The following is a 26,312-nucleotide window of genomic DNA, read 5'->3' on the forward strand; positions in this document are numbered from 1 at the left end:
CGAAAACTTTTGCGGTGAGGCGCCCGTTGCCGGGGCGCCCCGTTCAGGTCAAGAGAACTGCTTTTCCAGCCACTTTTCCAGCCAGTGGATGTTGTATTCGCCGTTCTGGATGTCGGGTTCGGCCAGAAGCATGTGGAAGAGCGGGATCGAGGTGTCGATGCCGTCGATGATCAGTTCTCCCAGCGCGCGGCGGAGGCGGGCCAGCGCCTCGGGCCGGTCGCGGCCATGCACGATCAGCTTGCCGATCAGGCTGTCGTAATAGGGCGGAATCCGGTAGCCGTCGTAGATCGCCGAATCCATCCGTACGCCCAGACCGCCCGGAGCATGGAACTGGGTGATCCGGCCGGGGCAGGGGGAAAAGCCGGGGATCTTCTCGGCATTGATCCGCACCTCGATCGCGTGGCCGTTGATCACGAGGTCCTCCTGCGAGAAGGACAGGCCGAGGCCCGAGGCGACGCGGATCTGTTCGCGCACGAGGTCCACGCCGAAGATCGCCTCGGTCACCGGATGTTCGACCTGAAGCCGGGTGTTCATCTCGATGAAGTAGAACCTGCCGTCCTCGTACAGGAACTCGATCGTCCCCGCGCCGATGTATTTCAGTTTCTGCATCGCATTGGCGCAGATCGTGCCGATCTCCGACCGCAGCTTCGGCGTGATGACGGGGCCGGGGGCCTCTTCGAACACCTTCTGGTGGCGGCGTTGCAGCGAACAGTCGCGTTCGCCCAGATGCACCGCGCCGCCCTTGCCGTCGCCGAAGACCTGGATCTCGATGTGGCGCGGGCGCTGGAGGTATTTCTCCATGTAGACTTCGTCGTTGCCGAAGGCGGCCTTGGCCTCGGACCGCGCGGTGCGGAAGGCGATCTCCAGCTCGGAGGCGTCCTTCGCGACCTTCATGCCGCGACCGCCGCCGCCGGCGGTGGCCTTGATGATGACCGGATAGCCGATCTCGGCAGCGACCTTCTTCGCCGTCTCGAAATCCGGCACGCCGCCGTCCGATCCGGGCACCACGGGGATGCCGAGTTCCTTCGCGGTTTCCTTCGCGGTGATCTTGTCGCCCATGATGCGGATATGTTCCGCGTTCGGGCCGATGAAGGTGATGCCGTGGTCCTCCAGCGCCTGGGCGAAGCTGGCGTTTTCCGAAAGGAACCCGTAGCCCGGATGCACCGCCTGCGCGCCGGTGATCTCGCAGGCCGAGATGATCGCGGCCTTGTTCAGGTAGCTGGCCGAGGACGGCGCCGGCCCGATGCATACGCTTTCATCGGCCATGCGGACATGCATCGCGTCGGTGTCGGCGGTGGAATGGACCGCGACCGACTTGATCCCCATTTCGCGGGCGGCCCGGATCACGCGCAGCGCGATCTCACCCCGGTTGGCGATCAGGATCTTGTCAAACATCGGCCCGCCCTTATTCGATGATCATCAGGGGGGCGCCGTATTCGACCGGGTGGCCATCCTCGACCAGGATGCGCTTCACCGTGCCCGCGCGCGGGGCGGGGATGTGGTTCATCGTCTTCATCGCCTCGATGATGAGGACGGTCTGGCCTTCGGCCACCTGGGCGCCGACGGTCACGAAGGGGGCGGCGCCGGGTTCGGCGGCAAGATAGACCGTGCCGACCATCGGCGAGGTCACGGCGCCCGGATGCTGGGCCGGATCCTCGTTGGCCGGGGCCGCCGCGGGGGCGGCGGGCGCTGCTGCTGCCGCAGGGGCGGGCGCCGCATGGACCACCGGCGCTGGAGCGGCGGTGACCGTTACCACGTTGGCCTGCTTGACGACGCGCACTTCCAGGCTGTCGTCCTCGCCATACTCCCGCTTCACCGACAGTTCGGTCAGATCGTTCTTGTTCAGAAGCTCGGCCAGGGCCGAGATGAATGCGACGTCGGAGTCGGTGTTCTGCTTGCTCATCGGGTCCTCTGTTCTTCTCTGCCCTGGGCGCGTGCGGCTTGGGCCCGAAGCCCGCCGCAGTCTGGTATTCGGCGCTTATACGCGAGCCCATGGGGGCTGAAAAGCCGCGAAAGCGCCCAAGAGACAGGCAATGCCGATCCGACCGGTGTCATCGTGTCGAAAATCGTTCGTTCCGGAAAATTTACCGTTTGATAAAAAAATCGACCTGTGCCAGCCTGAGTCCAATCATAAGCCAGGGAGGCCCCCAGCCCATGTCGAACAGCCCGCTGACGCCCGGCATCGTTCCGGGTCGCCTGCCAGCCGAAGCCTACGCCCGCAACTTCGCCGACCACGAGCCGGCGCTTGACCGGCACGAGGCGCGGGTGGCGGCGGATCGCTGCTATTTCTGCCATGATGCGCCCTGCATCACCGCCTGCCCGACCTCGATCGACATTCCGCTCTTCATCCGCCAGATCGCCACCGGCACGCCCGAGGCGGCGGCCAAGACGATCTGGAGCCAGAACATCCTGGGCGGCATCTGCGCCCGGGTCTGCCCGACCGAGACGCTTTGCGAAGAGGCCTGCGTGCGTGAGGCGGCCGAGGGCAAGCCGGTGGAGATCGGCCGGCTGCAACGCTATGCCACCGATGTGGCGATGGCCAAGGGGTTGCATCCCTTCACCCGTGGTGCGCCCACGGGCAAGCGGGTGGCGGTCGTCGGCGCGGGGCCTGCGGGCCTTGCCTGCGCGCACCGGCTGGCGATGTATGGTCATGACGTGGTCGTCTATGAACGCCGCCCCAAGGCGGGGGGCCTGAACGAATACGGCATCGCCAGCTACAAGGCCACGGGCGGTTTCGCGCAGAAGGAGGTGGACTGGCTTCTGTCCATCGGCGGGATCGAGCTGCGCTGCGGAGTGGAACTGGGCCGCGACGTGACGCTGGCCGAGCTGGAGGCCGGGTATGACGCGGTGTTCCTCGGCATCGGTCTTGCGGGGGTCAATGCGCTCCGCGCGGCCGGCGAGGACAAGGCCGGTGTGCGCGACGCGGTGGATTTCATCGCCGAATTGCGCCAGACCGCCGATCTGTCTACCCTGCCCATCGGTCGCGACGTGGTGGTGATCGGCGGCGGCATGACGGCGGTCGATGCGGCGGTGCAGTCGAAGCTTCTGGGCGCCGAGACCGTGACCATCGTCTACCGTCGCGGGCAGGAGAAGATGTCCGCCTCGGCCTACGAACAGGAACATGCGACCAGCGCCGGCGTGCGGATCATCTGCAACGCGATGCCCGTGGCGATCCACGGCAACGGCGCCGTGCGCGAGGTGGAATTCGCCTATACGCAGGAGACGCCCGAGGGCCTGAAATCCACTGGCGAGACCTTCCGGCTGAAGGCCGACCAGGTGTTCAAGGCCATCGGCCAGACGCTGGCCGGCGCGCCCGAGGGGCTGGCGGTGCATGGCGGCAAGCTTGCCGGGCACCAGGGCAAGGTCTGGGCGGGCGGCGACTGTGCCGCCGGCGGCGAGGACCTGACGGTGACCGCCGTCGCCGAGGGGCGCGATGCCGCCGAGGCGATCCACAAGCACTTGATGGCCTGACCGATGGCAGGCGGTTGCACATTCGCTCTGGCCCGGCTAGGCGGATGGCCTGGCCGGGATGTGGGTGGCGAACGTGGACGGATGGATCGAGGCGACGCTCGCCTTCGTGCGGGAGAACCGGGACTGGGCCTTCTGGATCGCCCTGGTCTTCGCCTTCGGCGAGAGCCTTGCCTTCCTGTCCATCGCCATTCCCTCGACGGCGATCCTTCTGGGGGTTGGCGCCTTCGTGGCCAGCGGAGAGCTGTCGCTGTTCCCGATCTGGGCCGGGGCCTCGATCGGGGCCGTGATCGGTTCGGTCGCCTCCTATGCGATCGGCTGGCATTTCGGCGGGCCGATTCTGTCGCTCTGGCCGTTCCGCAACCATCCCGACGCCGTGGAGAAGGGCAATGCCGCCTTCCGGCGCTGGGGGATCTGGGCGGTCATGATCGGGCACTTCTTCGGCCCGCTGCGCGCGGTCGTCTTCGTGATGGCCGGGATCGCGCGGATGTCGGTGCCGTCCTTCATGGTGGTCAACTTCATCGGCTGTCTCGCCTGGGCCTATGTCACGCCGCTGTTCGGCGAGGTGGCGGGCCACGCCATCGGCTGGATCTGGTCGCTGTTCACCGGCGCCTGAGCCGGACCTTCACAACAACAATCCTCGGTATCGCCCGCCCCATGGCGGCGGCTGCTGCATGTCAGGGAGAGGTGCATCATGGCTAACCTGTCGTCCGATTTCGTCGGCATCAAGTCTCCGAACCCGTTCTGGCTGGCCTCGGCGCCGCCGACGGACAAGCAATACAATGTCGAGCGCGCCTTCGAGGCCGGCTGGGGCGGCGTCGTCTGGAAGACGCTCGGCGCCGAGGGGCCTCCGGTCGTGAACGTCAACGGACCGCGCTATGGCGCGGTCTGGGGCGCGGACCGGCGGCTTCTCGGGCTCAACAACATCGAACTGATCACCGACCGCCCGCTGGAGGTGAACCTGCGCGAGATCAAGGCGGTCAAGCGCAAGTGGCGCGACCGCGCGCTGGTCATCAGCCTGATGGTGCCCTGCGACGAGGAAAGCTGGAAGGACATCCTGAAGCGCATCGAGGATACCGAGGCCGACGGGGTGGAGCTGAACTTCGGCTGCCCGCACGGCATGGCCGAACGCGGCATGGGCTCGGCCGTGGGGCAGGTGCCGGAATACATCGAGATGGTGACGCGCTGGGTCAAGCAACACAGCCGCATGCCCTGCATCGTCAAGCTGACGCCGAACATCACCGACATCCGCAAGCCGGCCGAGGCGGCCAAGCGCGGCGGGGCGGATGCGGTCAGCCTCATCAACACGATCAACTCGATCACTTCCGTCAACCTCGACGATTTCAGCCCGGAACCGATGATCGACGGCAAGGGGACGCACGGCGGCTATTGCGGCCCGGCGGTCAAGCCCATCGCGCTGAACATGGTGGCCGAGATCGCCCGCAACCCGGAAACCCGCGGCCTGCCGATCAGTGGTATCGGCGGCGTCACCACCTGGCGCGACGCGGCCGAGTTCCTGGCCCTGGGCGCGGGCAATGTGCAGGTCTGCACCGCGGCGATGACCTACGGCTTCAAGATCGTGCAGGAGATGATCTCGGGCCTGTCGCAGTACCTGGACGACAAGCAGATCGGCCTTTCCGACCTGGTCGGCCGCGCGGTGCCGAATGTCACCGACTGGCAGTATCTCAACCTGAACTACGTCACCAAGGCGCATATCGATCAGGACGCCTGCATCAAGTGCGGCCGCTGCTATGCCGCCTGCGAGGATACCAGCCACCAGGCCATCGCCATGTCGGCGGACCGGACCTTCACCGTGAAGGACGAGGAATGCGTGGCCTGCAACCTCTGCGTCAACGTCTGCCCGGTGGACAACTGCATCACCATGGTGCCGCTGGCCAAGGGGGCGGTCGATCCGCGAACGGGCGTGAAGGTCGGCGATTACGCGAACTGGACCACGCACCCGAACAACCCGAGCGTGCAGGCCGCCGAATAGGTCCCGGACGACCCAAGAATTCTCGTCGAAAATTCTTGGGTTCCCTGCGGCTCAGCAGAGGATCCGGATCTGATCCTGGTTGCAGATCACGATGTACTGGTCGCCGCATTACACCAGATGGAAGCCGCGATGCCGGACTTCCGCAACAAAGCGCGCGCGGCCGACTTCGCGCTCCACATCCCGGACCGACCGGCGGACGACCCCGCCGGTAGCCGCCGCCTTGGCAGAGAAGACGTGATCGAGCCAGGGCAGGGTGGCAGCGGGGATCGGGGCTTGGAACATGGCCCGAGGTTCGAGCGAGAAGGTCAAGGTCAGGTGAACGGCCTATCGTGGCGCAAGAATTTTCGGAGAAAATTCTTGCGGTCCGGCCGGTCGGCTCAGGGCAGGGGCAGGGGGCTGATACCGGCAGCGATGCTCGCCTTTATGTAGGCGTCCCGCGCGGCCTCTGCGGCGGCGGCAGCAGTGGCTTCGGCCGAAGCCCGGCTCAAGAGCAGCTGCGGGTCGGTGCCCTGTCCTGCCGTGGCCTGGGTCACGGACCCCGCCATCAGCGGCGCCGCGACCGCAGCCGTAAAGTCACCGGGCGCCGACCGGTCGGCGCGCGGCGGGGCGGGGGAATGAAGGGGCGCCTCTGCCACCGGAAGCGGCGCACGGATGCTGGTGATCATGGCCATCGCTCGCCCTCCTTTCGGTCAAAAGAGCAAGCTGATCTTAACCCGAAATCAACACCTTCTCAGCCGGATTGTCCTTAAGACTTTAGGGATCGGGCTTCAGGAGCCGGGTGAAGAGCGTTTCCAGGAACCCGCCCGCCTCGGCAAAGGGATCGTGGCCGGGGCCGAGGACGGCGCGGACCTGCACGTCGAAATCGGCATAGTGCTGGGTCAGGGCCCAGATCGAGAAGATCAGATGCACCGGATCGACCCGGGCGATGCGGCCTTCCTCCATCCAGCGGGTCAGCACGGCGGCCTTGTCGGCGACCAGCGCCCGCAAGTCGCCCTCGATGGCCTCGCGCATGCGGGGGGCGCCTTGCAGGATCTCGCCCGCGAAAAGCCGGCTTTCGCGCGGGTAGTCGCGCGCGAGGTCAAGCTTGCGGCGGACATAGTCCAGGATCTCTGCCAGCGGCTCTCCGGCTGGATCCATGGCGCGCAGCGGATCCAGCCAGGTGTCCAGAAGCCCGGTCAGCAGCGCCTTGTGCACCGCCTCCTTCGAGGGGAAGTAGTACAGCAGGTTGGGCTTCGACAGGCCCGCCACCTCGGCGATCTGGTCCAGCGTCGCCCCCCGGAACCCGTGCGCCGAGAACACCTCCAGCGCGGCGTCGAGGATGACCTCGCGGTTCCTCTGCTGGATGCGGGAGCGGGGGCGTGCGGTGGCGGACATGGGAACCGGAACAAGGGGATTGACACATCGGGAATAGCGCAGCCCGAGGCGAGAGGTCAAACCGGTCGCAACCGGGGGTCAGCGCGTGCCCGCGCCGTCGAGCATCGCGCGCAGGCCGCGGACGACGAGCCGGTGATCCTCGACCTGCGGCAGGCCCGAGACGGTGGCCACCGCCACCACGCCGACCCCGGCAACGCGGATCGGCACCGCGCCGCCCGCCTCGGCATGATCCTCGGCCGATAGCCCGTGCCGGGCCAGCGTCTCGTCCCTGGCCGCCAGCCGGCGCCCGACCAGAAGCGATGGCAGCTGGAACTTCAGCGCCGTGTTCGACTTGCGCCGCGCCCAGAGGTCGTTCAGCGGCGCCGAGCCCGGCAGGGCGGCATGGAAGAGTGTCCGGTCGGCGGTGCGGATGTCGATCACCACCGGCAGATCCTCGGCCAGGGCCAGATCGACGAGGACCTGCCCCAGCCGCAGGGCCGACAACTCGTCGAAAGCGGGCAGGGCGAGCGTCGCGTATTCGGCCTCGAGTTCGGTCTTGTCCATCACGCCCCCTCAGATCGCCCCGATGCCGCGCAGGACCATGTCCTTCACGCAGGCCTTGGCCTCTTTCCACTGCGCCTCACTCAGCGGCCGGCCCCCGTTCAGCGTCTGGATCTGGTGCCCGAAGTCGGCATAGTGCTGCGTCGTGGCCCAGAGCAGGTACAGCAGATGCCGCGGGTTCACCGGCCGCATCTTCCCCTCGTCGATCCAGCGCTGGATGACCGCGATCCGGCCCTCGGTCCAGTCGCGCAGCGTCGTTTCCAGATAGTCCTGGATCACCGGCGCGCCGTGCATCACTTCGCTCGCCCAGACCTTCGACCCATGCGGATGGCGGCGCGAGATGTCCATCTTGGCGTCGATGTAGGCGCCGATCCCTTCCACCGGGCCGGGCGCGTCGTCGAAGCTTGACGCCGCATCCAGCCAGATCTCGAAGATCTGCTGCACCACGCGGCGGTAGAGGTCCTCCTTGGTGGCGAAGTAATAGTGCAGGTTCGCCTTGGGCAGACCCGCCATGTCGGCGATCAGCTGCATGGTGGCCCCCCCGAACCCGGCCTCGGCAAAGACCTTCTCGGCCGCCTCCAGGATAGCGCGTTCGTTCTCGCGCCGGATATCCGTGCGACGTCCCGGTTTGAGGCGTGAAATCTGGGCGTCGCCGCTCATCGCTCTCCGGTTTCTTGTTGACCGAATGGTCAGGTTGTGGTCGCCTTCACCTTGACCATACGGTCAGGAAATGAGTCGCGGCAAGGGGCAGGATGGCCCCCCCGCGCGAACAGGGAGTGTCAGATGCCAGCAACCGGGGACAACCTGCGGATCAATTCCGAGCGGCTGTGGGACAGCCTGATGGAGATGGCCAAGATCGGCCCGGGCGTCGCGGGCGGCAACAACCGCCAGACCCTGACCGATGCCGACAGCGAGGGGCGCCATCTGTTCGCCTCCTGGTGCAAGGCCGCGGGCATGACGATGGGCGTCGACACCATGGGCAACATGTTCGCGACGCGACCGGGGACGGACCCGGATGCGCTGCCGGTCTACATGGGTTCGCACCTCGACACCCAGCCGACGGGGGGCAAGTATGACGGCGTGCTGGGGGTTCTCGGCGCGCTGGAAGTCGTGCGCACGATGAACGACATGGGCGTCAAGACCCGCCGCCCGATCGTGGTGACGAACTGGACGAACGAGGAAGGCACGCGGTTCGCGCCTGCCATGCTGGCTTCGGGCGTCTTTGCGGGGATGCACACGCAGGACTATGCCTATGCGCGCCGCGATGCCGAGGGGAAGGCCTTCGGCGACGAGTTGAAGCGCATCGGCTGGGTCGGCGACGAACCCGTGGGCGCGCGGAAGATGCATGCGATGCTGGAGTTGCACATCGAACAGGGGCCTATTCTGGAGGCCGAGGGCAAGGATGTGGGCGTCGTCACCCATGGCCAGGGCCTCTGGTGGTTGCAGATCACGCTGACGGGGCGGGATGCGCATACCGGAAGCACACCGATGCACATGCGGGTGAATGCGGGGTTGGGCATGGCCCGGATCACCGAGCGCGTGCACCAGATCGCCATGAGCCACCAGCCGAACGCGGTGGGGGCGGTGGGCCAATGCAACGTCTACCCGAACTCGCGCAACGTGATCCCGGGGAAATGCGTGTTCACGGTGGATATCCGGTCCCCCGAACAGGCGAAGCTCGACGCGATGAAGGCCGAGGTGATCCGCGCGGCGCACGCGGTGGCAAAGGAGCTGGGGCTTGGGTGTGAGATCGAGGACGTGGGTCACTTCGACCCGGTCACCTTCGACCCCGGCCTTGTGAAGATCGTCCGCCAATCCGCTGAAAAGCTGGGCTATTCGCATATGGACATCGTGTCGGGGGCCGGCCACGACGCCTGCTGGATCAACCGCGTCGCGCCTACGGTGATGATCATGTGCCCCTGCGTGGATGGGCTTTCGCACAACGAGGCCGAGGAGATCAGCCCGGAATGGGCCGCGGCGGGGACGGATGTGCTCCTCCACGCCTGCCTCGAGGTGGCGGAGGTCGTCTCCTGATGGCAGGCCCCGGGGCGCTGCCCCGGACCCCGGGATATTTTTGGACAGATGAAATCTGGGAGAGGTTCGATGGCTTCGACGGTGATCAAGGGGGGAACGGTCGTAACGGCGGACCTGACCTATCTGGCTGACGTCAAGGTTGAAGGCGGCGTGATCGTCGAGATCGGGCAGGGTCTGACAGGTGACAGGGTGCTGGACGCGACCGGCTGTTATGTCATGCCCGGCGGCATCGACCCGCATACGCATCTGGAGATGCCCTTCATGGGCACCTACTCGGCGGATGATTTCGAGAGCGGCACCCGGGCGGCGCTGTCGGGCGGGACGACGATGGTCGTTGACTTCATCCTGCCGGGCCAGGGCCAGGACCTGATGGATGCGGCCAAGGTCTGGTCGAACAAGTCCACCCGCGCGACCTGCGACTACTCCTATCACATGGCCGTCACCTGGTGGGGCGAGAAGGTCTGGCAGGGGATCGAGGACTCGGCCAAGGCGGGCATCACCAGCTTCAAGCACTTCATGGCCTACAAGGGCGCCTTGATGGTGAACGACGACGAGTTGTTCAACTCTTTCCGCCGGGTGGGCGATGTCGGCGGCCTTGCGATGGTCCATGCCGAGAACGGCGATGTGGTGGCGGAACTGACGGCGAAGCTCTTGAAGGAAGGCAACACCGGCCCCGAGGGCCACGCCTATTCCCGCCCGCCGCAGGTCGAGGGCGAGGCCACCAACCGCGCGATCATGATCGCCGACATGGCGGGTGTGCCGCTCTACGTCGTCCACGTCTCTTGCGAGGACGCGCATGAGGCGATCCGGCGCGCGCGGAGCCAAGGCAAGCGCGTCTGGGGCGAGCCGCTGATCCAACACCTGACGCTGGATGAGTCCGAATACTTCCACCCCGACTGGGACCATGCCGCCCGCCGCGTGATGAGCCCGCCGTTCCGCAACAAGCAGCATCAGGACAGCCTCTGGGCCGGGCTGATGTCGGGCAGCCTGTCGGTGGTGGCGACCGACCATTGCAGCTTTACCACGGAACAGAAGCGCTATGGCCTCGGCGACTTCTCCAAGATCCCGAACGGGACGGGGGGGCTGGAGGACCGGATGCCGATGCTCTGGACCCATGGGGTGAACACCGGGCGGCTGACGCCGAATGAATTTGTCGCCGTAACCTCAACCAATATCGCGAAAATCCTGAACTGCTACCCGAAGAAGGGCGCGGTTCTGGTGGGGGCGGATGCGGACCTGGTGGTCTGGGATCCCGAGAAGACCAAGACGATTGCGGCCGCGAAACAGCAGTCGAAGATCGACTACAACGTGTTCGAGGGCCACACCGTGAAGGGCCTGCCGCGCTTTACCCTGACCCGCGGCCATGTCGCGATCCACGACGGCGAGGTGCGCACGCAGGAGGGTCACGGCAAGTTCGTCGCCCGCGAGGCACGCCCGGCGGTGAACCGCGCGCTGACCCAGTGGAAGGACCTGACCGCGCCCCGGCCCGTGGAGCGGACGGGCGTCCCGGCGACGGGCGTCTAGGGCGCCAGATGCTCCAGCTCGGGCAACAGCACGACGCTTTCCTGCTCGTTCGGATCGGTCCGGGCGATGACGGCCGTGCAGGGCTCGGGGCCGGGGTTGAAGGGCAGGTGCGGCGTGTCGGCGGGGATGTAGATGAGGTCGCCGGCCTCGGTCTCCATCCGGTGCTCCAAGCGGTCGCCCCAGTACATCACCGCCCGGCCGGTCAGCTGGTAGATCGCGGTTTCATGCGTCGCGTGCTTGTGCGCCCTGGCGCGACCCCCCGGCGGGATCGTCAGAAGATGCATGCAAATCGCCGTGGAACACACTGTTTCCGCGGCGATTCCGGCGTCGTAGGTAAAGCCCTGCTTCCCGGCATAGCGGTCGGCGGGGCGGATCTTGCGGCAGTCGGGCATGGGGGGACTCCTTCGCTTGCCGAAGGATACCACGCCTCAGGGCTCGCCCGGCACGGATTCCTCGGCATCCCGGTCGGGGGGCGTGAAGGCCAGGACGGGGGCGTCGAAATAGACCTCCTCCAGGTCCTCCGGCTCGGGCGCGAAGGCGAGGGTCGTCTGCGGGGTGGTGAAAAGCATGGCGGTCCTCCTTTCGACCCCAAGATGGGGACCGGGGCGGAGGGTCGCACCGCGAGGCAACGGGAATGTGAAGGCCCGGGAGCGGATTCGCGACCGATGAGGGAAGGGATGAGGGCGTGAAGGATACTGTCAGCCAATCGGTGATCGAGGCCAAGGGGCTGAACCTTGTCTTCCAGACGGCGGACGGACCGGTCCAGGCGCTGAAGGACGTGAACCTGACGATCAACCAGGGCGATTTCGTCAGCTTCATCGGGCCGTCGGGCTGCGGCAAGACCACCTTCCTGCGCTGCATCGCGGCGCTCGAACATCCCACGGACGGCACGTTGACCGTGAACGGGATGATACCCGACGAGGCACGGCAGAAGCGCGCCTATGGCTATGTGTTCCAGGCGGCGGGGCTTTATCCCTGGCGCACCATCGCCGGCAACATCCGCCTGCCGCTTGAGATCATGGGCTTTCCGAAGGCCGAGCAGGACCAGCGGATCGAACGGGTGCTGGAGCTGGTGGAGCTGAAGGGCTTCGGCAAGAAGTTCCCGTGGCAGCTTTCAGGGGGCATGCAGCAACGGGCGAGCATCGCGCGGGCGCTGGCCTTCGATGCCGACATCCTGCTCATGGACGAACCCTTCGGCGCGCTGGATGAAATCGTCCGCGACCGGCTGAACGAAGAGGTACTGAAGCTCTGGGCGCGCACCGGCAAGACCATCGGCTTCGTCACCCATTCGATCCCCGAGGCGGTCTATCTTTCCACCAAGATCGTGGTGATGTCGCCGCGTCCGGGCCGGATCACCGATGTCATCGACTCGCCCTTGCCGAAGGAGCGTCCGCTCGACATCCGCGACAGTCGCGAGTTCATCGAGATCGCCCACCGCGTGCGCGAGGGGCTTCGGGCCGGTCACCATGATGACTAGGTTCGACAGACCTTTCGCCGACCGGGAGGGCGGGCGATGAGCGGCCTCACCTTCCTCTGGCTCTCGGCGGCGACGGCGGTGTTCGTGGCGGCGAATGGCGTGCTCAAGACCTATGCGGTCAAGGGCGGGCTGCCGGTCCTGCTGGGCGCGCTGGCGCTGTTCTGCCTGGGCAACTGGCTGATGGTCCAGGTCATGCGGCTGAACGGCCTGGGGCTGGCGATTGCCCTGTCGGCGATCTTCCAGTTGGTCGCGATCACCGTCATGGCCATCGTCGTCTTCGGCGAGCGGCCGACGCCGCTGCAGCTGGCCGGTATGGCTTTGGGATGCGTGGCGGTGGCGATGATCGCCTGGCCGACGGGGGGCAGGGCATGAGCCGCGCGCTTCCCGTCCTGACCGTCCTCGCCGGGATCGTCGCGATCTGGTATGCGGCCGCCGTCTGGATGAACTCTACCTGGGTCTTCGACCAGGCCGAGCGGGCCGGGCAGACCGTGACCTGGGCCGAGGTCATCCCGCAGACCATGGATCAGGCGCGGCCGCTCTTGCCGCCGCCGCATCAGGTGGGGGCCGAGCTCTGGAAGGGGCTGTTCGGGCAGGCGGTCACCTCGAAGCGCAGCCTGGTTTATCATGGCTTCGTGACGTTCAAGGGCACGATGATGGGCTTCGGTCTTGGCATCCTGGTCGGCGTCGCCCTGGCCATGGCCATCGTCCGCTTCCGGGTGATGGACATGTCCGTCATGCCCTGGGCGATCATCAGCCAGACCATTCCCATCGTGGCCCTGGCGCCGATGATCATCACCGTCTCGAGCCAGCTTGGCCTGACCGGCCGCGACATTCCGAAGGCGGTCATCGCGGCCTATCTGTCCTTCTTCCCGGTGCTGGTCAGCATGGTGAAGGGCCTGCGCAGCCCTGACCAGATGCAGCTCGACCTGCTGAAGACCTATGGCGCGAGCGATGCGCAGACTTTCCTGAAGCTGCGGCTGCCGGCCTCGATGCCCTATTTCTTTGCCTCGCTGAAAGTGGCCGTCGCGGCCTCGCTGGTGGGGACGATCGTGGGCGAACTGCCGACCGGGGCCATCGAGGGCCTGGGTGCGCGGATGCTGATCGGGTCACAGTTCGGCGAGCCGCTGATCATGTGGGCGAGCCTCTTCGCGGCGGCGATCCTCGCGGGGATGCTGATCCTGGTGGTGGGCCTGATCGAGCGGCTTGCGGGTCGGCGCATGGGGGTGCGGGCATGATGGCGCTGTGGCTGGCCGTCGCGTTCTGGCTCGCCGCCTGGGCGCTGAACGTCCGGCTGGCGGGAAGAGGGATCGCGCGAACGCGGGGCGGCAAGGCCCTGGTTCCGCTGATCTTCGGCGTGACGGTCCTCGTGCTCTGGGAAGGGCTGGTGCGGGGCCTTAACGTGGCTCCGGTGATCCTGCCCGCCCCCAGTGCCATTGCAGCGAAGATCGCGACCTCGCTGCCGGTCCTGTGGCAGGACTTCGCGCAGACGATCCTGAAGGGGGCGATCCCGGGCTTCCTGATCGGCGCCGGCGCGGCCTTCCTGACCGCCATCGCCGTCGATCGCAGCCCCTTCCTGCAGCGCGGCCTGCTGCCGATCGGCAATTTCGTCGCGGCGCTGCCCATCGTCGGCCTCGCGCCGATCCTGGTGATGTGGTTCGGTTTCGACTGGCAGTCGAAGGCGGCGGTCGTTGTGGTCATGGTGTTCTTCCCGTTGCTGGTGAACATCGTCGCGGGCCTGCATGCCTCGGACCGCATGCAGCGCGACCTGATGGCGACCTGGGGCGCCTCCTACTGGCAGAGCCTTCTCAAGCTGCGCCTGCCCGCGGCGATGCCCTTCGTCTTCAACGGGCTGAAAATTGCATCGACTCTCGCGCTGATCGGGGCCATCGTTGCCGAATTCTTCGGCAGTCCGGTCTATGGCATGGGGTTCCGCATCTCGACCGAGGTGGGCCGGCTTGGCCTCGACATGGTCTGGGCCGAGATTGCGGTGGCGGCATTGGCGGGGTCGGTTCTGTATGGGCTGATCTCGCTGATCGAACGGTGGGTGACCTTCTGGCACCCGTCGCAACGGCATTAACAAGGCCCGGAAGGGGCCCAACATGGGAGTGCGATGATGAAGAAGCTACTGATGGCGGCAGCCATGGCAGCGATGGCCTCGGGGGCCAGCGCCGAGGATGTGAAGCTGCAACTCAAATGGGTCACGCAGGCCCAGTTTGCGGGTTACTATGTGGCCAAGGACAAGGGGTTCTACGAGGAAGAGGGCCTGAACGTCACCATCCTGCCGGGCGGCCCGGACATCGCGCCGACGCAGGTCATCGCCGGGGGCGGGGCCGATGTGGTGGTGGAATGGATGCCGGCGGCGCTCGCCGCGCGCGAAAAGGGCCTGCCGCTGGTGAACATCGCCCAGCCCTTCAAGTCCTCGGGCATGATGCTGACCTGCCTGAAGGAGACCGGGATCAAGGAGCCCAAGGATTTCGCCGACAAGACGCTGGGCGTCTGGTTCTTCGGCAACGAATACCCCTTCCTGTCCTGGATGAGCCAGCTCGGCTTCAAGACCGACGGCAGCCCCGGCGGCGTGACGGTGCTGAAGCAGGGTTTCAACGTGGACCCCTTGCTGCAGAAGCAGGCCGCCTGCATCTCGACCATGACCTACAACGAATACTGGCAGGTGATCGACGCCGGGATCAGCCCGGACGACCTGATCACCTTCAAGTATGAGGATCAGGGCGTCGCCACGCTCGAGGACGGCCTCTATGTGCTTGAAGACCGCCTCGCCGATCCCGCCTTCGCCGAGACCATGGTCAAGTTCGTCCGTGCCAGCATGAAGGGCTGGAAATATGCCGAGGAGAACCCGGACGAAGCCGCGATGATCGTGCTGGAGAACGACCAGACCGGCGCCCAGACCGAAGCTCACCAGAAGCGCATGATGGGCGAGGTGGCCAAGCTGACCGCCGGCTCGAACGGCGCGCTCGATCCGGCCGACTATGAACGCACAGTGGCCACGCTGCTGGCCGGCGGGTCCGACCCGGTGATCTCGAAGGCGCCGGAAGGGGCGTGGACCCACGCGATTACCGACAAGGCGCTGGCGAACTGATCCGCCGCGCCCTGCCGCAGACCCTGGCGCCGCCCCTCGGGGCGGCGCCTTCCGTTCCGGCGGGCTTGTAAAGCTTCACAACCCTTGTAAATCTGCGGCCAGGGGGTCCCATGCCGCTTTCCGCCCTGACCGGATCCAAGTTGCGCGACCTGCGCCTAGCCCAGGGCCTGCGCCAGGCCGAAGTGGCGGGGCGCGCGGGGATCTCGGCCAGCTACCTCAACCTCATCGAACACAACCGCCGCAAGGTCACGCCCGAGGTGATGGAGCGGCTGGCCGATGCCTTGCAGATCGACCGCGCGGCGCTGGCCGAGGGGCGCAATGCGGCGCTGGTCGAGGACCTGCGCTCCGCCGCCGCCCGCGGCGGGTCCTTGGCCGAGGTCGAGCGGGTGGAGGAGTTCGTGGACCGCTTTCCCGGCTGGGCCGGGCTTCTGGCCACGCTCGAGGCGCGGGGCCTTGCGCTCGAACGCGCGGTCGAGGCGCTGAACGACCGGATGAGCCACGATCCCCACCTGTCGGCCTCGCTGCACGAGCTCCTGTCCTCGCTGTCCGCGGTCCGGGCCACGGCTGCGATCCTGGCCGAGACGCCGGACCTCGACGCCGACTGGGCCGCCCGGTTCCACCGCAACCTGCACCAGGACAGCGAACGCCTTGCGGCCGGGGCCGAGGCGCTGGTGGGGTTCCTCGACGCCCGGCAGGGGATCGAGGAACAGGGCATCGCCGCCCCGCAGGAAGAGGTCGAGGACTGGCTGCGAAGCCGCGGCTGGCGCCTTGCCGACGCCGAGCTTGCCGCGGGGCTTCAGGCCGAGGTGGCCGGGCTTGCCTCCTCGGCCGCGCGCAGTCTGGCCGGCGAGTTCCTGGCGCGCGCCCGCGCGGATGCCGAGGCCCTGCCAGAGGCCGAGCTTGCCGCGGGGCTGGCGGCGCTCGGCCCCGATCCGCTCCTGCTGTCTGACCGGCTTGGCGTCTCGCCCCTCGTGGTGATGCGCCGGCTGGCCGGGGTGCCCGAAGTGCAGGCCGGCCTCGTCACCTGCGACGGGTCGGGCACGCTGACCTTCCGCAAGCCGACGACCGGATTCCCCTTGCCGCGCTTCGGCGCCGCCTGTCCGCTCTGGCCGCTCTACGCGGCGCTTGGCCGGCCCGGGCAGCCCTTCGAGGCGCGGGTGCAGATGGCCGGACAGGGCGAGCGGCGCCACCGCGTCGTCGCCTGGGCCGAGACGCGCCATCCGAGGGGGCTGCGCGGTCCCGAACTGCGCGAGGCGGCGATGCTGATCCTGCCCGACGAGGGTGAGGGGCCGGTGCTGCCCATCGGGTCGAGCTGCCGGGTCTGCTCGCGCGGCGACTGCCCGGCCCGGCGCGAGCCCTCGATCCTTCCGGTCGAGGGCCTGGCCTGAACCGCTCCTCCTGCGGCGCCGGACGGGCGGGCGGGCTGCGAGGACTGCCGCAGGCATCGACCAGCGTCGCCCTCAGGCTTTGACACGGGCCGCGGTTTGCGCCGATAGTGGGGCAGGGCGGCAGAAGACCGACCGGGGGGAACCATTGGCCGCGCATGTCCTTCTGATCGAGGACGAACCGAACATCGCCGAGGCGATCCGCTTCCTGCTGACCCGCGACGGGTTGCGCGTCAGCCACGCCGGCGAGGGCGCCGCGGCGCTGGAGCTGGCCCGGCAGGACCCGCCCGACCTGGTGATCCTCGACCACATGCTGCCCGGCATGTCGGGGCTCGATGTGCTGGCCAGCCTCCGCGCCGATCCGGCCAGCCGGGCGACCCCGGTGATGATGCTCACCGCCCGCGGCCGTGACCGCGAGGTGGCCGAACAGGCGGGCGCCGACCGTTTCATGACCAAGCCCTTCTCGAACGCCGAGATCCTGGCCGAGGTGCGCGCCATGCTGGCCCAGCCCGGGCGCACCCCGTGACGCGCCGCCCGAAGCAGCCCCTGTTCCTCGCGCGGGCTCCCTACCGCCGCCGCCGCCTGCGCGATGCCGCGCGGCTTCTGCCCGTCCTCGGCCTGTTCCTGCTCCTCTTGCCGCTCCTCTGGGCCCCGGACTCCCGCATGGCGCTGGAATCCGGCGACGTGATCTATTTCTTCGCGGTCTGGCTGGGCCTTGTCCTTCTGGCCGCGGCCTTCGCGCCGGGGCTGCGCGGTGGCGAGGGGGCAGAGGAGGACGAGGACTGAGATGCCCTTCAACCTTCTCGTCCTGTCCTGCCTCCTTTACGTCGTCTTCCTCTTTGCCGTCGCCTTCCTGGTCGAACGGAGGGCTGCGCGAGGGCGGCTCGGCTGGCTGCGCTCGCCGCTGGTCTATACGCTCTCGCTGTCGATCTACTGCACGGCCTGGACCTTCTACGGCGCGGTCGGTTATGCCGCGCGCTCGGGGTTGGAGTTCCTGACGATCTACTTCGGCCCGACGCTCGTGTTCATCGGCTGGTGGTGGCTCCTGCGCAAGCTGGTGCGGATCGGGCGGCAGCACCATGTCACCTCGATCGCCGACCTGATCTCGTCGCGCTACGGCAAGTCGAACGGGCTGGGGGTGATCGTCACGGTCATCATGGTCGTGGCGGCCACGCCCTACATCGCGCTGCAACTGCAGTCGGTGGTGCTTGCCTTCGGCGTCTTTGCCGCCACCGAATCCGGCGGCTCGCGCCCGCTCGACCCCGGGCAGATCGCGGTCTGGGTGGCGGTGGGGCTGGCGCTCTTCACCATCCTCTTCGGCACCCGCAACCTCGATGCGCGCGAACAGCACCACGGCATCGTCACTGCGATCGCAGTCGAGGCGGTGGTCAAGCTGGTGGCGCTGCTGGCGGTGGGCAGTTTCGTCGTCTGGGGCATCGCGGGCGGGATTGCGGACGTGATCGCCCGGATCGACGCCGCCGACCTCGCCGCCTGGCAGGTCCAGCCGGGGCGCTGGACGGGCCTGATCTTCCTCTCCGCCGCCGCCGTCATCTGCCTGCCGCGCATGTTCCAGGTCATGGTGGTGGAAAACGAGGACGAGGGCCACCTCGCCCGCGCCAGCTGGGCCTTCCCTCTGTATCTCATGGCGATGAGCCTGTTCATCGTGCCCATCGCGGTGGTCGGCCTCGAACGCCTGCCCCAGGGTGCGAACCCCGACATGTTCGTCCTGACCCTGCCCCTGGCCGAAGGGCAGGGGGCGCTTGCGATGTTCGCCTTCCTCGGCGGCTTTTCCTCGGCCACCTCGATGGTGATCGTGGAATCCATCGCGCTGGCCACGATGATCTCGAATCACGTCATGATCCCGCTCTGGCTGCGGCTGCGCCCCAGGGCGGGGGCGGGGGACGACCTGCGCCAGGTGGTGCTGATGGCGCGGCGGATCGCCATCGGGGCGGTGCTGGCGCTCGGCTATGCCTATTACCACGTCTCGGGCGGTTCGGCCGCGCTTGCCGCCATCGGGCTGATCGCCTTCCTCGGGGTGGCGCAGGTGCTGCCGGCAATGATCGGCGGAATCTTCTGGCGCGGGGCCACCCGCACCGGGGCCATCCTCGGCCTCGTCACCGGGTTCGTGGTCTGGGCCTATACTTCCTTCCTGCCCTCCTTCGGCCCGGGTGCCGCCCTCTCGGCCCAGGTCTTTGCCGAAGGCGCTTTCGGCCTGTCCTGGCTGCGTCCGCAGGCCCTGTTCGGGACCGAAGCGATGGACCCGATGATCCATGCCCTGTTCTGGTCGCTGACGCTGAACACCATCGCCTTCTGCATCGGTTCGCTTCTCACCTTCCCCGGCCCGGTCGAACGCCTGCAGGGCGCCGCCTTCGTCAACGTCTTCGAGGGATCGGTCGGCCCGCAACGCTGGGCGCGCGGGCAGGTGGAACCCGAGGCGCTCCTGACCATGGCCCAGCGCATCCTGGGCGAGGACGCGGCGCTGGCGCTGTTCCAGGAGGCGGCGCGGGCACAGGGCAAGGATGGCTTCCTGCCGGACCCGACGCCCGTTTTCCTCGATGGCCTGGAATCGCGGCTGTCCGGCTCGGTCGGCGCGGCGACGGCCCATGCGATGATCAGCCAGCTGGTCGGTCGCGCCACGGTGACGGTCGAGGACCTGATGGCGGTGGCCTCGGAATCCGCCCAGCTTCTGGAATATTCCGCCCGGCTCGAGGCGCGCGAGGCGGAACTCACCCGCACCGCCGGCGCCCTGCGCGAGGCGAACGAGAAGCTGACCCAGCTGTCCCTGCAGAAGGACGCCTTCCTCAGCCAGATCAGCCATGAACTGCGCACACCGATGACCTCGATCCGCGCCTTCTCCGAGATCCTGACCGAGGGCGACCTGCCGCCGGAAACCGTGGTGCGCTACGGCCAGATCATCCATGACGAGGCCAAGCGGCTGACGCGGCTGCTGGACGATCTTCTGGACCTGTCGGTGCTGGAGAACGGCTCGGTCCAGCTGAATGTCGGGCTGGCCAGCCTGCAGGGCATGATCGACACCGCGCTGACCGCGGCGCGCGCGACTCGGCCCGAGCGCGAGTTCCTCGTGATCCGCGACCTGCCGTCCGAGGCGATCTACCTCAAGACCGACGCCGACCGGCTGACCCAGGTCTTCATCAACCTGATCTCCAACGCCCGGAAATACTGCGACGCGCCGCGGCCGGAACTGCGGATCGTCGTGCGCCAGAGGGCCGGGCGGGTGACGGTCGATTTCATCGACAACGGAAAGGGCATCCCCAAGGACGCCCAGCGGCTGATCTTCGAGAAGTTCGCCCGGTTGACCGACGCGAACCGCGCCGGCGGGGCGGGCCTTGGCCTTGCGATCTGCCGCGAGATCATGACCAATCTCGGCGGATCGGTCGCCTATCTGCCGGGGCAGGGCGGGGCGGCCTTCCGCGTGACGGTGCCGCTCCGGCTGGAAGCCCAGGCCGCTTAACCTTTCTGCAAGGATGCGCGCGCTAGGGTGGCCTCACGAGGGACAGGCCGCCATGACCGATGTGATCCGCCGCAAGATCGACCGTGCCCGCCCGGCGGTGGCGGAAGGCGCCCCGGGGGCGGACCGGGGCTGGCGGCTGGCCCTTTCCCGCGCCACGCGCGACGCCATGGGGCTGGACCTCGAGGTCAGGTCGCTCTCCGTCGCCCGCTTCTCCCTCGCCGAGATCCTGGAAACCGTGCCCGACCGCGCGCTTCTGTCGCTCCTCGACGGGCCGCAGGGCGGGCTTGGTGTCTTGATGCTGTCGCCGATGGTCACCGCCACGCTGATCGAGATGCAGACCCTGGGCCGCCTGTCGCCGCAGGCCCCGGCCCCCCGGCGCCCCAGCCGGATCGACGCGGCCATGGTGGCCGGTGTCATCGACCGCGCCCTGGTCGGCCTGGACGAGACCCTGGCCGAGGAGGCCGACCTGGCCTGGGCCGGCGGCTTCCGTTATGCCTCCTGGCTTGAGGATGCGCGCCCCCTCGCGCTCATGCTGGAAGAGGATGCCTACCGCGTGCTGACCGCCGAGGTCGGGATGGGCGGCGGCGGGCGCACGGGGCAGGTGATCCTGGTCCTGCCGGCCGAGGGCAGGGGGGACCGTCCGGCCGTCGCGGCCGAGGCCGCCGAAAGCGCCGCGCCACAGTTCACGCAAGAGCTGCAGGCCCAGGTCCTGCAGGCAGATTGCCGGCTGGATGCGGTGATCGGGCGGTTGCGTCTGCCCCTGCACAGGATCATGGCGCTGGCCGCGGGCGAGACGCTGGTCCTGCCCACCGCGACGCTCGAGGATGTCGCGCTGGAAACCCTCGATGGCCGCCGCGTCGCCGGCGCCCGTCTGGGCCAGAACCGCGGCATGCGGGCGCTGAAACTGAACGAGACCCCGGTCTCCGCCCGGATGCCCATGCCGGCAGCCCCGCTCGCGGTCCCGAACCCCGCCCCGAAGACGGCAGCTTCGCAGGGCACGACCGACCCCGGCGAGATACCGGTTGCCACGGACCTGCGCGCGGCAGGCTAGCGGTCGCTTGAGGCGCGTCGCCGGGTCGGTCAGACCCTTCCGTCTAGCCCTTTTCCAGCGCCTCGATCTGCGGCCGCAGGTGATCGAGCTGATAGCCAAAGCGCGCGGGCAGGCCCACCAGTTCGTCCACCGGGCGCTTGCCGGCATTGGCCAGCGCCCAGACGATCGAGGACCGGTTGCCGCTGGCGCAATAGGCGAAGACCGGCCCCGGCGAAGCGGCGATCGCCGCGGCCTGGGCCTTGACGTTGTCCATCGTCAGCGCCCCGCCGATCACCGGGTTCGCCAAGAAGACCAGCCCCAGCGCCTCGGCGGCGCGGCGCATTTCGGCGGTATGGAGGTGCGGCGGGATCTCGCCGTCCGGGCGGTTGTCGATGACGGTCACATAGCCTGCCGCCTTGATGGCCGGCAAGTCCGCCGGTTCGATCTGCGGCGAGACCGCATAGTCGGGGGTGATCGCGCGGATGTCCATGTCTCTCTCCACTCCTCGGTCGGGCAGGCCCCATGGACCATAGCCACCCCCGGCACAAAGCGAAAGCGCCGTTGACCTGGGTCAAGGACATCCGGGCCGGAACGGCCTATCCTTCATCCTGCAAGAAGGAGGATGCGATGCAGGCTCAGGCCCCAAAACCGATTTCCGTCCGCAAGGCCGCGCTCAGGCAACGGCTGGTCGAACTTGGCGCCCGGCTCGAGGCGATCGAGGAAGAGCTTGATTCGCATCACAACCCCGACTGGGAGGATCTGGCCACGGAACGCGAGGGCGACGAGGTGCTGGAAGCCACCGGCCAGGCGGGACTTGCCGAAATCTCTCAGATCCGCGCCGCGCTTCACCGGATCGAGGACGGGAGCTACGGGCTCTGTGCCCGCTGCGGCGAGCCGATCTCCGAGGCGCGGCTCGACGCCCTTCCCTGGACCCCCCTTTGCAGGAGTTGTGCCCAATGAACGCTCGCAAACCCGCCGATCTGATCCGTGACGAAGCAGAGTTCGTGGCCGCTGGCATCGAGTTGCAGCAGCAGGGTCTGGAACTGCTTCTCGCCGAGATGCGTGCCTTGGCAACCCTGATCCCTGGCAAGGACAAGCACCAGCCCACCGATGCCGAGATCGAGGCCGGCTTCGATAACATGCCGGTCTGAGGGCGGGGGCCGTCGTCACGCCCTTCCGGTGGGCCGGGGCTGGCCGCGGTCGTGAAGTGTGGCGCCTCAGCCCAGCAGGATCCCGGCGATCACCGCCGCAAGCCCCAGCGCCGACACACCGACCGCCGCCAGGTTCAGCGTCACTACCCGCTGCAAGGCCGCGCGCATCGCCGCATCGTCCAGCCCCGCCCGGCGCGCCCTGGTCGCGGCCAGGATGCAATAGCCCAGCCCCGCGACCCCCAGAAGTGTCAGCGCCGCCCCTGCCCAGATCAGACCCTGCATGCCTGTCCCCTTCCTTGTATCCGCGCTAGCTAGCCGCATCCCGCCGGTCGCGCAAGCAAGGCGCGCTTCGGCGCCGATCGCGCCTTGAACCCCGGGGCCGGGGCAGGGTAGGAACAGCCGACCCATCCTGACCCATCCCGACCCGGAGACCCCCATGGCCGACGCGACCGACCCCTATGCCGTCACCGCCGACGAGCTGCGCCAGTTCATCGAACGCTACGAACAGCTGGAAGCCGAGAAGAAGGACGTGACCGAGCAGCAGAAGGAGCTGATGGCCGAGGCCAAGGGGCGCGGCTACGACACCAAGGTCATGCGCAAGGTCATCGCGCTGCGCAAGCGCAAGCCGGACGAACTCGCCGAGGAAGAGGCCGTGCTCGAGGTCTACAAATCCGCCCTCGGGATGGTCTGATCAGGCTTCCATGAGCCTGACGCCCGGCATCTGCGCGATGCGCTCGACATCGGTCAGATAGGTCCGGGTCAGTTCCTCCACCAGCTCCTCCGTCCAGCCGGGCAGCGTGATCGGCGTCTCGATCTGATCGCGTCGGCCGAACTTTTCCAGGAAGGCCGTGACGATGCGGCGGCGCTGCGAGACGGATTGCGGCGGATGTTCGCGGCAATAGGCGTGATAGCGCGCCAGACCCGTCTCGCTCAGCAGCAGCGATAGAAGCTCGTCGGTGTCCTCCAGCACCGTTCCCGTCGCATGACCCGAGACCACGGCCAGCACCTCGGGCCAGATCAGCGGCGTGTCCTCGTCACACCAGACCGTCAGCGGCACGCCAGGGTTGTGCTCGAGGATCCCGCGCACCGCTTGCGACCAGCGCAGGGCAAGGGGATCGACGCCGTCGAGAATGTCCTCGTGACCCTTCTGCTGCGCGCGGCTGCGCAGGTCGGGCAGGAAGGTCGCGGGGTTGCGGATCGCCAGGCAGAATTCTGTCTCGATGTCCGGGAAGATCTGGGTAAAGGCGCGCAACCTTTCGCCGCCCTGGGCGTACAGGCCACCCGACAGCGCATAGGCGGGAAAGCTGAGGAAGCTGGTCCAGGACAGGATCAGGCGGTCGGCGGCAGGCTCGTCCATGATCTGGTCGAGGATCATCGCCTCGGTCTCCTCCGAGGCGGCAGCACCCCGAAGCTGTGCCGCCGTGTCCCGCAACAATTTGCGATACCGGGTCGGGGCGGGTACCACGATTCCCTGTTCGGCCAGCTTGGCCCGGTTCTTCAGAAGGCAGCGGACCAGCCGGTCGTCATCGGTGCAATGGGCACCAAGGTGGTAGACAATGCGCATCGGGCCTGACTTTGCGGCGCGGGCTAACCCTCGCCCGACGGCGCGACTATACGGGCTTTTCTGGACAGTTAAACCGCTTTCCTGTAACCGCGACAGCAGGATGTCCGACCGTTTCGCTCAACTTGACTTTCGCCGCTTCCGGCTGGTCCCGGACCGCTGGACGCTGGGCGCGCTTGCCATTGCGACGATCGTGCTGGCGCCGATCCTCTCGATCCTGTGGCTGGCACTGACGGCCACCGGCAACATCTGGCCGCATCTGATGGCGACGGTGCTGCCGCGCTATCTGGGCACGACGCTGTTACTGATGGGGGGAGTGGCCGTCCTGAGCGCCGCGATGGGGACAGGTGCGGCCTGGCTGGTCAGCCAGTACCGCTTTCCAGGCCGCGACTGGCTTGCGCACGCACTGCTGTTTCCCCTCGCCATCCCGGCCTTCGTGGCGGCCTATGCGCTGGTGGACCTGACGGACTATGCCGGCCCGGTCCAGTCCGCCCTGCGCGCGACCTTCGGCTGGACCTCGGCACGCGACTACTGGTTCCCCCAGGTCCGCTCGCTGCCCGGCGCGATCCTCGTCCTGTCCTTTGCGCTGTATCCCTACGTCTATCTTCTCGCCCGCGCGGCCTACCGCGAACAGTCGGGCCGCGCCTACGAGGTTGCGCGCTCACTGGGCTGCGGGCCCTGGGGGCTGTTCCTGCGGCTCGGCTGGCCACTGGCCCGCCCAGCGATCGCGGCGGGGGTGGCGCTGGCGCTGATGGAGACGGTGGCCGACTACGGCACCGTGCTGCATTTCGGCGTGCAGACCCTGACCACGGGGGTGTTCTCGACCTGGCTCAACGGCGGCAATGCCGGGGGGGCGGCGCAGATCGCGCTGGTGATCCTGGCCTTGATCCTGCTTCTGGTCGGACTCGAGCGGGCAGGGCGCGGTGGCGCCCGGTTCCACCGGCTTGGCCGGGCAGCCCAGAGCGTCGAACCCCATCCGATCGCCGGCCGCAAGCGCTGGTACGCGACGATCCTGTGCCTGATCCCCTTCGCCGGAGGCTTCGTGCTGCCCGTCTCGGTGATGCTGGTCCATGCCGCAGCCGCGCCCTCGGGCTGGCTGGCGCCGGGCCTGTTCGAGGCGCTGCGGAACACGCTGGTCGTGGCCGGCCTCGCGGCGCTGGCCACGGTCTCGGCGGCGATCTTCCTCGTCTATGCCTTGCGGATGAAGGGCTCGCGCGGGGCGCAATGGCTCTTGCCCCTGACCTTGATCGGCTATGCCGCGCCGGGGGCGGTGCTTGCGCTGGGGCTGCTGCTGCCGCTGGCTGCACTTGACCACCGGCTGGCGGACGGAATCCTGGCGCTGACCGGCTGGGACCCGGGGCTGATGATCACCGGTACCGCCTTTGCCCTTGGCCTGGCCTACATGGTGCGCTTCTTCGGCATCGCCCAGGGTGCGGTCGATGCGGCCTTCGGGCGCGTCTCGCCAAGCCTTGCCATGGCCGCCCGTTCGCTGGGCCGATCGGCCACCGGGACGCTGGGGGCGGTCTATCTGCCACTGATCCGGGGGTCGGTACTGACGGCGCTTCTGGTCGTCTTCGTCGATTGCGTGAAGGAACTGCCCGCGACACTCCTCTTGCGGCCGTTCAACTACAACACGCTTTCGACCCGCGTCTTCGAGCTTGCCAGCCTGGAACGCCTGTCCGAGGCAGCCCCGGCCGCGCTGTTGGTGATGGCGGTGGGGCTTGTTGCCGTCGCGATCCTGGCACGGGACCAGCGGGACTGAACCCTTGCACAGCCCGGTCAGCGCCTGTATCTGAAGGGCGTGGCCCCTATAGCTCAGCTGGTAGAGCATCTGATTTGTAATCAGAGGGTCGGGGGTTCAAGTCCCTCTGGGGGCACCACACCGTCAGCCAAGCCATTGAATAGCCTCAGCTTTGTCGAAAGATGGAGCTGGCGTAGAACATGGCGAAGAACAAAGCTGCACCGCACTCATTTGTGAAGGAAGGTATCTACTACTTCTGCAGGCGGGTCCCGAACGACCTGCGACACCACTACACGTCCACAAAAATCTCCTACTCGTTGCGGACGAGATCGGTCACCGTGGCCGCATCACGCGCCCAGCCCCGAGAGACGGTGAGGAGGTGGGAGGAGGACAGGTCTGGCAGCCCAGCTGATCCCCTCTGCTCCTCCCGTTGGCTTCCCCTGAGCTACCAGCGAAGGCCTCCACGAG

At 67.7% G+C, this 26,312-nt stretch carries 32 protein-coding genes and 1 tRNA gene; 21 read left to right on the plus strand and 12 right to left on the minus strand.

Features of this window, described 5'->3' with window-relative positions; genetic code table 11:
* Positions 1 to 48 precede the first annotated feature (48 nt).
* Together accC and accB are read right to left on the minus strand one after the other, a co-directional pair.
* Positions 49 to 1,395: an acetyl-CoA carboxylase biotin carboxylase subunit gene (accC, locus tag ACK4IU_RS05620; RefSeq protein ID WP_409732503.1), complete on the minus strand. Its 1,347-nt coding sequence runs from the start codon at positions 1,393 to 1,395 to the stop codon at positions 49 to 51.
* A 10-nt stretch (positions 1,396 to 1,405) separates the two neighbouring features.
* Positions 1,406 to 1,903 carry an acetyl-CoA carboxylase biotin carboxyl carrier protein gene (accB, locus tag ACK4IU_RS05625; RefSeq protein ID WP_409732505.1) on the minus strand — a complete coding sequence of 166 codons (498 nt, stop codon included), beginning with the start codon at positions 1,901 to 1,903 and terminating at the stop codon, positions 1,406 to 1,408.
* Positions 1,904 to 2,154: 251 nt separating this feature from the next.
* On the opposite strand from accB, the gene ACK4IU_RS05630 reads away from it, so the two are divergent.
* The 3 genes from ACK4IU_RS05630 (at position 2,155) to preA (ending at position 5,461) form a co-directional block, all read left to right on the plus strand.
* Complete coding sequence (locus ACK4IU_RS05630) at positions 2,155 to 3,471, plus strand: NAD(P)-dependent oxidoreductase (protein WP_409732507.1); 1,317 nt, start codon at positions 2,155 to 2,157, stop codon at positions 3,469 to 3,471.
* Positions 3,472 to 3,529: 58 nt separating this feature from the next.
* Positions 3,530 to 4,084 (plus strand): DedA family protein, encoded by a 555-nt coding sequence (locus tag ACK4IU_RS05635; protein WP_409732509.1) that lies wholly within the window; start codon positions 3,530 to 3,532, stop codon positions 4,082 to 4,084.
* Between the two features lie 78 nt (positions 4,085 to 4,162).
* Entirely contained in the window at positions 4,163 to 5,461 is a 1,299-nt protein-coding gene (gene preA / locus ACK4IU_RS05640; protein WP_409732511.1) for an NAD-dependent dihydropyrimidine dehydrogenase subunit PreA, read from the plus strand.
* Positions 5,462 to 5,569: 108 nt separating this feature from the next.
* Here preA and ACK4IU_RS05645 read toward each other — a convergent pair whose 3' ends face one another.
* The 5 genes from ACK4IU_RS05645 to ACK4IU_RS05665 all read right to left on the minus strand — a co-directional run bounded on the left by ACK4IU_RS05645 (position 5,570) and on the right by ACK4IU_RS05665 (position 8,035).
* Positions 5,570 to 5,743, minus strand: a complete 174-nt coding sequence (locus ACK4IU_RS05645) for an N-(5'-phosphoribosyl)anthranilate isomerase (protein WP_409732513.1) — start codon at positions 5,741 to 5,743, stop codon at positions 5,570 to 5,572.
* Positions 5,744 to 5,838: 95 nt separating this feature from the next.
* Positions 5,839 to 6,132 carry a hypothetical protein gene (locus ACK4IU_RS05650; RefSeq protein WP_409732514.1) on the minus strand — a complete coding sequence of 98 codons (294 nt, stop codon included), beginning with the start codon at positions 6,130 to 6,132 and terminating at the stop codon, positions 5,839 to 5,841.
* Positions 6,133 to 6,214: 82 nt separating this feature from the next.
* Complete coding sequence (locus tag ACK4IU_RS05655; protein ID WP_409732516.1) at positions 6,215 to 6,835, minus strand: TetR family transcriptional regulator C-terminal domain-containing protein; 621 nt, start codon at positions 6,833 to 6,835, stop codon at positions 6,215 to 6,217.
* Positions 6,836 to 6,913: 78 nt separating this feature from the next.
* On the minus strand, positions 6,914 to 7,378 hold the full coding sequence (locus ACK4IU_RS05660; RefSeq protein ID WP_409732518.1) for a heme-degrading domain-containing protein: 465 nt from the start codon (positions 7,376 to 7,378) through the stop codon (positions 6,914 to 6,916).
* A gap of 9 nt (positions 7,379 to 7,387) precedes the next feature.
* Complete coding sequence (locus tag ACK4IU_RS05665) at positions 7,388 to 8,035, minus strand: TetR/AcrR family transcriptional regulator (protein ID WP_409732520.1); 648 nt, start codon at positions 8,033 to 8,035, stop codon at positions 7,388 to 7,390.
* 123 nt (positions 8,036 to 8,158) lie between these two features.
* Between ACK4IU_RS05665 and ACK4IU_RS05670 the strand changes: the two genes are divergently transcribed.
* Together ACK4IU_RS05670 and hydA are read left to right on the plus strand one after the other, a co-directional pair.
* Positions 8,159 to 9,409 (plus strand): Zn-dependent hydrolase, encoded by a 1,251-nt coding sequence (locus tag ACK4IU_RS05670; RefSeq protein ID WP_409732521.1) that lies wholly within the window; start codon positions 8,159 to 8,161, stop codon positions 9,407 to 9,409.
* 69 nt (positions 9,410 to 9,478) lie between these two features.
* Entirely contained in the window at positions 9,479 to 10,933 is a 1,455-nt protein-coding gene (hydA, locus tag ACK4IU_RS05675; protein WP_409732523.1) for a dihydropyrimidinase, read from the plus strand.
* On the opposite strand, the gene ACK4IU_RS05680 is transcribed toward hydA, so the two are convergent.
* Together ACK4IU_RS05680 and ACK4IU_RS05685 are read right to left on the minus strand one after the other, a co-directional pair.
* The gene (locus ACK4IU_RS05680; protein ID WP_409732525.1) at positions 10,930 to 11,325 is read right to left on the minus strand and encodes a cupin domain-containing protein; all 396 of its coding nucleotides are present in this window, start codon (positions 11,323 to 11,325) and stop codon (positions 10,930 to 10,932) included. The genes hydA and ACK4IU_RS05680 overlap by 4 nt on opposite strands.
* Positions 11,326 to 11,361: 36 nt before the next feature.
* Positions 11,362 to 11,502: a hypothetical protein gene (locus tag ACK4IU_RS05685; protein ID WP_409732527.1), complete on the minus strand. Its 141-nt coding sequence runs from the start codon at positions 11,500 to 11,502 to the stop codon at positions 11,362 to 11,364.
* A gap of 116 nt (positions 11,503 to 11,618) precedes the next feature.
* On the opposite strand from ACK4IU_RS05685, the gene ACK4IU_RS05690 reads away from it, so the two are divergent.
* The 10 genes from ACK4IU_RS05690 (at position 11,619) to ACK4IU_RS05735 (ending at position 21,412) form a co-directional block, all read left to right on the plus strand.
* Entirely contained in the window at positions 11,619 to 12,410 is a 792-nt protein-coding gene (locus tag ACK4IU_RS05690; RefSeq protein ID WP_409732529.1) for an ABC transporter ATP-binding protein, read from the plus strand.
* Between the two features lie 36 nt (positions 12,411 to 12,446).
* Positions 12,447 to 12,782 carry a hypothetical protein gene (locus tag ACK4IU_RS05695; protein ID WP_409732531.1) on the plus strand — a complete coding sequence of 112 codons (336 nt, stop codon included), beginning with the start codon at positions 12,447 to 12,449 and terminating at the stop codon, positions 12,780 to 12,782.
* On the plus strand, positions 12,779 to 13,645 hold the full coding sequence (locus ACK4IU_RS05700) for an ABC transporter permease (protein ID WP_409732533.1): 867 nt from the start codon (positions 12,779 to 12,781) through the stop codon (positions 13,643 to 13,645). The genes ACK4IU_RS05695 and ACK4IU_RS05700 overlap by 4 nt, the downstream gene beginning before the upstream one ends.
* Positions 13,642 to 14,487 (plus strand): ABC transporter permease, encoded by an 846-nt coding sequence (locus tag ACK4IU_RS05705; RefSeq protein WP_409732535.1) that lies wholly within the window; start codon positions 13,642 to 13,644, stop codon positions 14,485 to 14,487. Before ACK4IU_RS05700 ends, ACK4IU_RS05705 begins: the two co-directional genes overlap by 4 nt.
* 36 nt (positions 14,488 to 14,523) lie before the next feature.
* A complete protein-coding gene (locus tag ACK4IU_RS05710; protein ID WP_409732537.1) occupies positions 14,524 to 15,504 on the plus strand; it encodes an ABC transporter substrate-binding protein in 981 nt (326 codons plus the stop codon).
* Positions 15,505 to 15,614: 110 nt separating this feature from the next.
* Positions 15,615 to 16,892, plus strand: a complete 1,278-nt coding sequence (locus ACK4IU_RS05715) for a short-chain fatty acyl-CoA regulator family protein (protein WP_409732539.1) — start codon at positions 15,615 to 15,617, stop codon at positions 16,890 to 16,892.
* Positions 16,893 to 17,037: 145 nt separating this feature from the next.
* On the plus strand, positions 17,038 to 17,415 hold the full coding sequence (locus tag ACK4IU_RS05720; protein WP_409732541.1) for a response regulator transcription factor: 378 nt from the start codon (positions 17,038 to 17,040) through the stop codon (positions 17,413 to 17,415).
* Positions 17,412 to 17,675 (plus strand): hypothetical protein, encoded by a 264-nt coding sequence (locus tag ACK4IU_RS05725; RefSeq protein WP_409732543.1) that lies wholly within the window; start codon positions 17,412 to 17,414, stop codon positions 17,673 to 17,675. The genes ACK4IU_RS05720 and ACK4IU_RS05725 overlap by 4 nt, the downstream gene beginning before the upstream one ends.
* 1 nt (position 17,676) lies before the next feature.
* On the plus strand, positions 17,677 to 20,361 hold the full coding sequence (locus tag ACK4IU_RS05730) for an ATP-binding protein (RefSeq protein WP_409732545.1): 2,685 nt from the start codon (positions 17,677 to 17,679) through the stop codon (positions 20,359 to 20,361).
* Positions 20,362 to 20,413: 52 nt separating this feature from the next.
* The gene (locus ACK4IU_RS05735; protein ID WP_409732547.1) at positions 20,414 to 21,412 is read left to right on the plus strand and encodes a FliM/FliN family flagellar motor switch protein; all 999 of its coding nucleotides are present in this window, start codon (positions 20,414 to 20,416) and stop codon (positions 21,410 to 21,412) included.
* Between the two features lie 43 nt (positions 21,413 to 21,455).
* On the opposite strand, the gene ACK4IU_RS05740 is transcribed toward ACK4IU_RS05735, so the two are convergent.
* The gene (locus tag ACK4IU_RS05740) at positions 21,456 to 21,881 is read right to left on the minus strand and encodes a TIGR01244 family sulfur transferase (protein WP_409732549.1); all 426 of its coding nucleotides are present in this window, start codon (positions 21,879 to 21,881) and stop codon (positions 21,456 to 21,458) included.
* Positions 21,882 to 22,018: 137 nt separating this feature from the next.
* Here ACK4IU_RS05740 and ACK4IU_RS05745 point away from each other — a divergent pair, with 137 nt between their 5' ends.
* Both ACK4IU_RS05745 and ACK4IU_RS05750 read left to right on the plus strand, forming a co-directional pair.
* Positions 22,019 to 22,351, plus strand: coding sequence for a TraR/DksA family transcriptional regulator (locus tag ACK4IU_RS05745; RefSeq protein WP_409732551.1), 333 nt, complete (start codon positions 22,019 to 22,021; stop codon positions 22,349 to 22,351).
* Positions 22,348 to 22,542: a hypothetical protein gene (locus ACK4IU_RS05750; protein WP_409732553.1), complete on the plus strand. Its 195-nt coding sequence runs from the start codon at positions 22,348 to 22,350 to the stop codon at positions 22,540 to 22,542. The genes ACK4IU_RS05745 and ACK4IU_RS05750 overlap by 4 nt, the downstream gene beginning before the upstream one ends.
* Positions 22,543 to 22,608: 66 nt before the next feature.
* Here ACK4IU_RS05750 and ACK4IU_RS05755 read toward each other — a convergent pair whose 3' ends face one another.
* Positions 22,609 to 22,824 (minus strand): hypothetical protein, encoded by a 216-nt coding sequence (locus tag ACK4IU_RS05755; protein ID WP_149586974.1) that lies wholly within the window; start codon positions 22,822 to 22,824, stop codon positions 22,609 to 22,611.
* Between the two features lie 154 nt (positions 22,825 to 22,978).
* Here ACK4IU_RS05755 and ACK4IU_RS05760 point away from each other — a divergent pair, with 154 nt between their 5' ends.
* Positions 22,979 to 23,233 carry a DUF2312 domain-containing protein gene (locus ACK4IU_RS05760; protein ID WP_409732555.1) on the plus strand — a complete coding sequence of 85 codons (255 nt, stop codon included), beginning with the start codon at positions 22,979 to 22,981 and terminating at the stop codon, positions 23,231 to 23,233.
* Here the strand turns inward: ACK4IU_RS05760 and ACK4IU_RS05765 are convergent, their stop codons facing one another.
* Complete coding sequence (locus ACK4IU_RS05765; RefSeq protein WP_409732557.1) at positions 23,234 to 24,106, minus strand: hypothetical protein; 873 nt, start codon at positions 24,104 to 24,106, stop codon at positions 23,234 to 23,236. It lies immediately after the preceding gene.
* A 100-nt stretch (positions 24,107 to 24,206) separates the two neighbouring features.
* Between ACK4IU_RS05765 and ACK4IU_RS05770 the strand changes: the two genes are divergently transcribed.
* The 3 genes from ACK4IU_RS05770 to ACK4IU_RS05780 all read left to right on the plus strand — a co-directional run.
* Positions 24,207 to 25,865: an ABC transporter permease gene (locus ACK4IU_RS05770; protein WP_409732559.1), complete on the plus strand. Its 1,659-nt coding sequence runs from the start codon at positions 24,207 to 24,209 to the stop codon at positions 25,863 to 25,865.
* A 42-nt stretch (positions 25,866 to 25,907) separates the two neighbouring features.
* A tRNA-Thr gene (locus tag ACK4IU_RS05775) sits at positions 25,908 to 25,983 on the plus strand.
* A gap of 61 nt (positions 25,984 to 26,044) precedes the next feature.
* Positions 26,045 to 26,312: DUF6538 domain-containing protein (locus ACK4IU_RS05780; protein WP_409732561.1), on the plus strand; the 268-nt coding region annotated here is incomplete at its 3' end.

The sequence above is a fragment of the Tabrizicola flagellatus genome (assembly GCF_046295235.1).
Lineage (GTDB): Bacteria > Pseudomonadota > Alphaproteobacteria > Rhodobacterales > Rhodobacteraceae > Tabrizicola > Tabrizicola flagellata_A.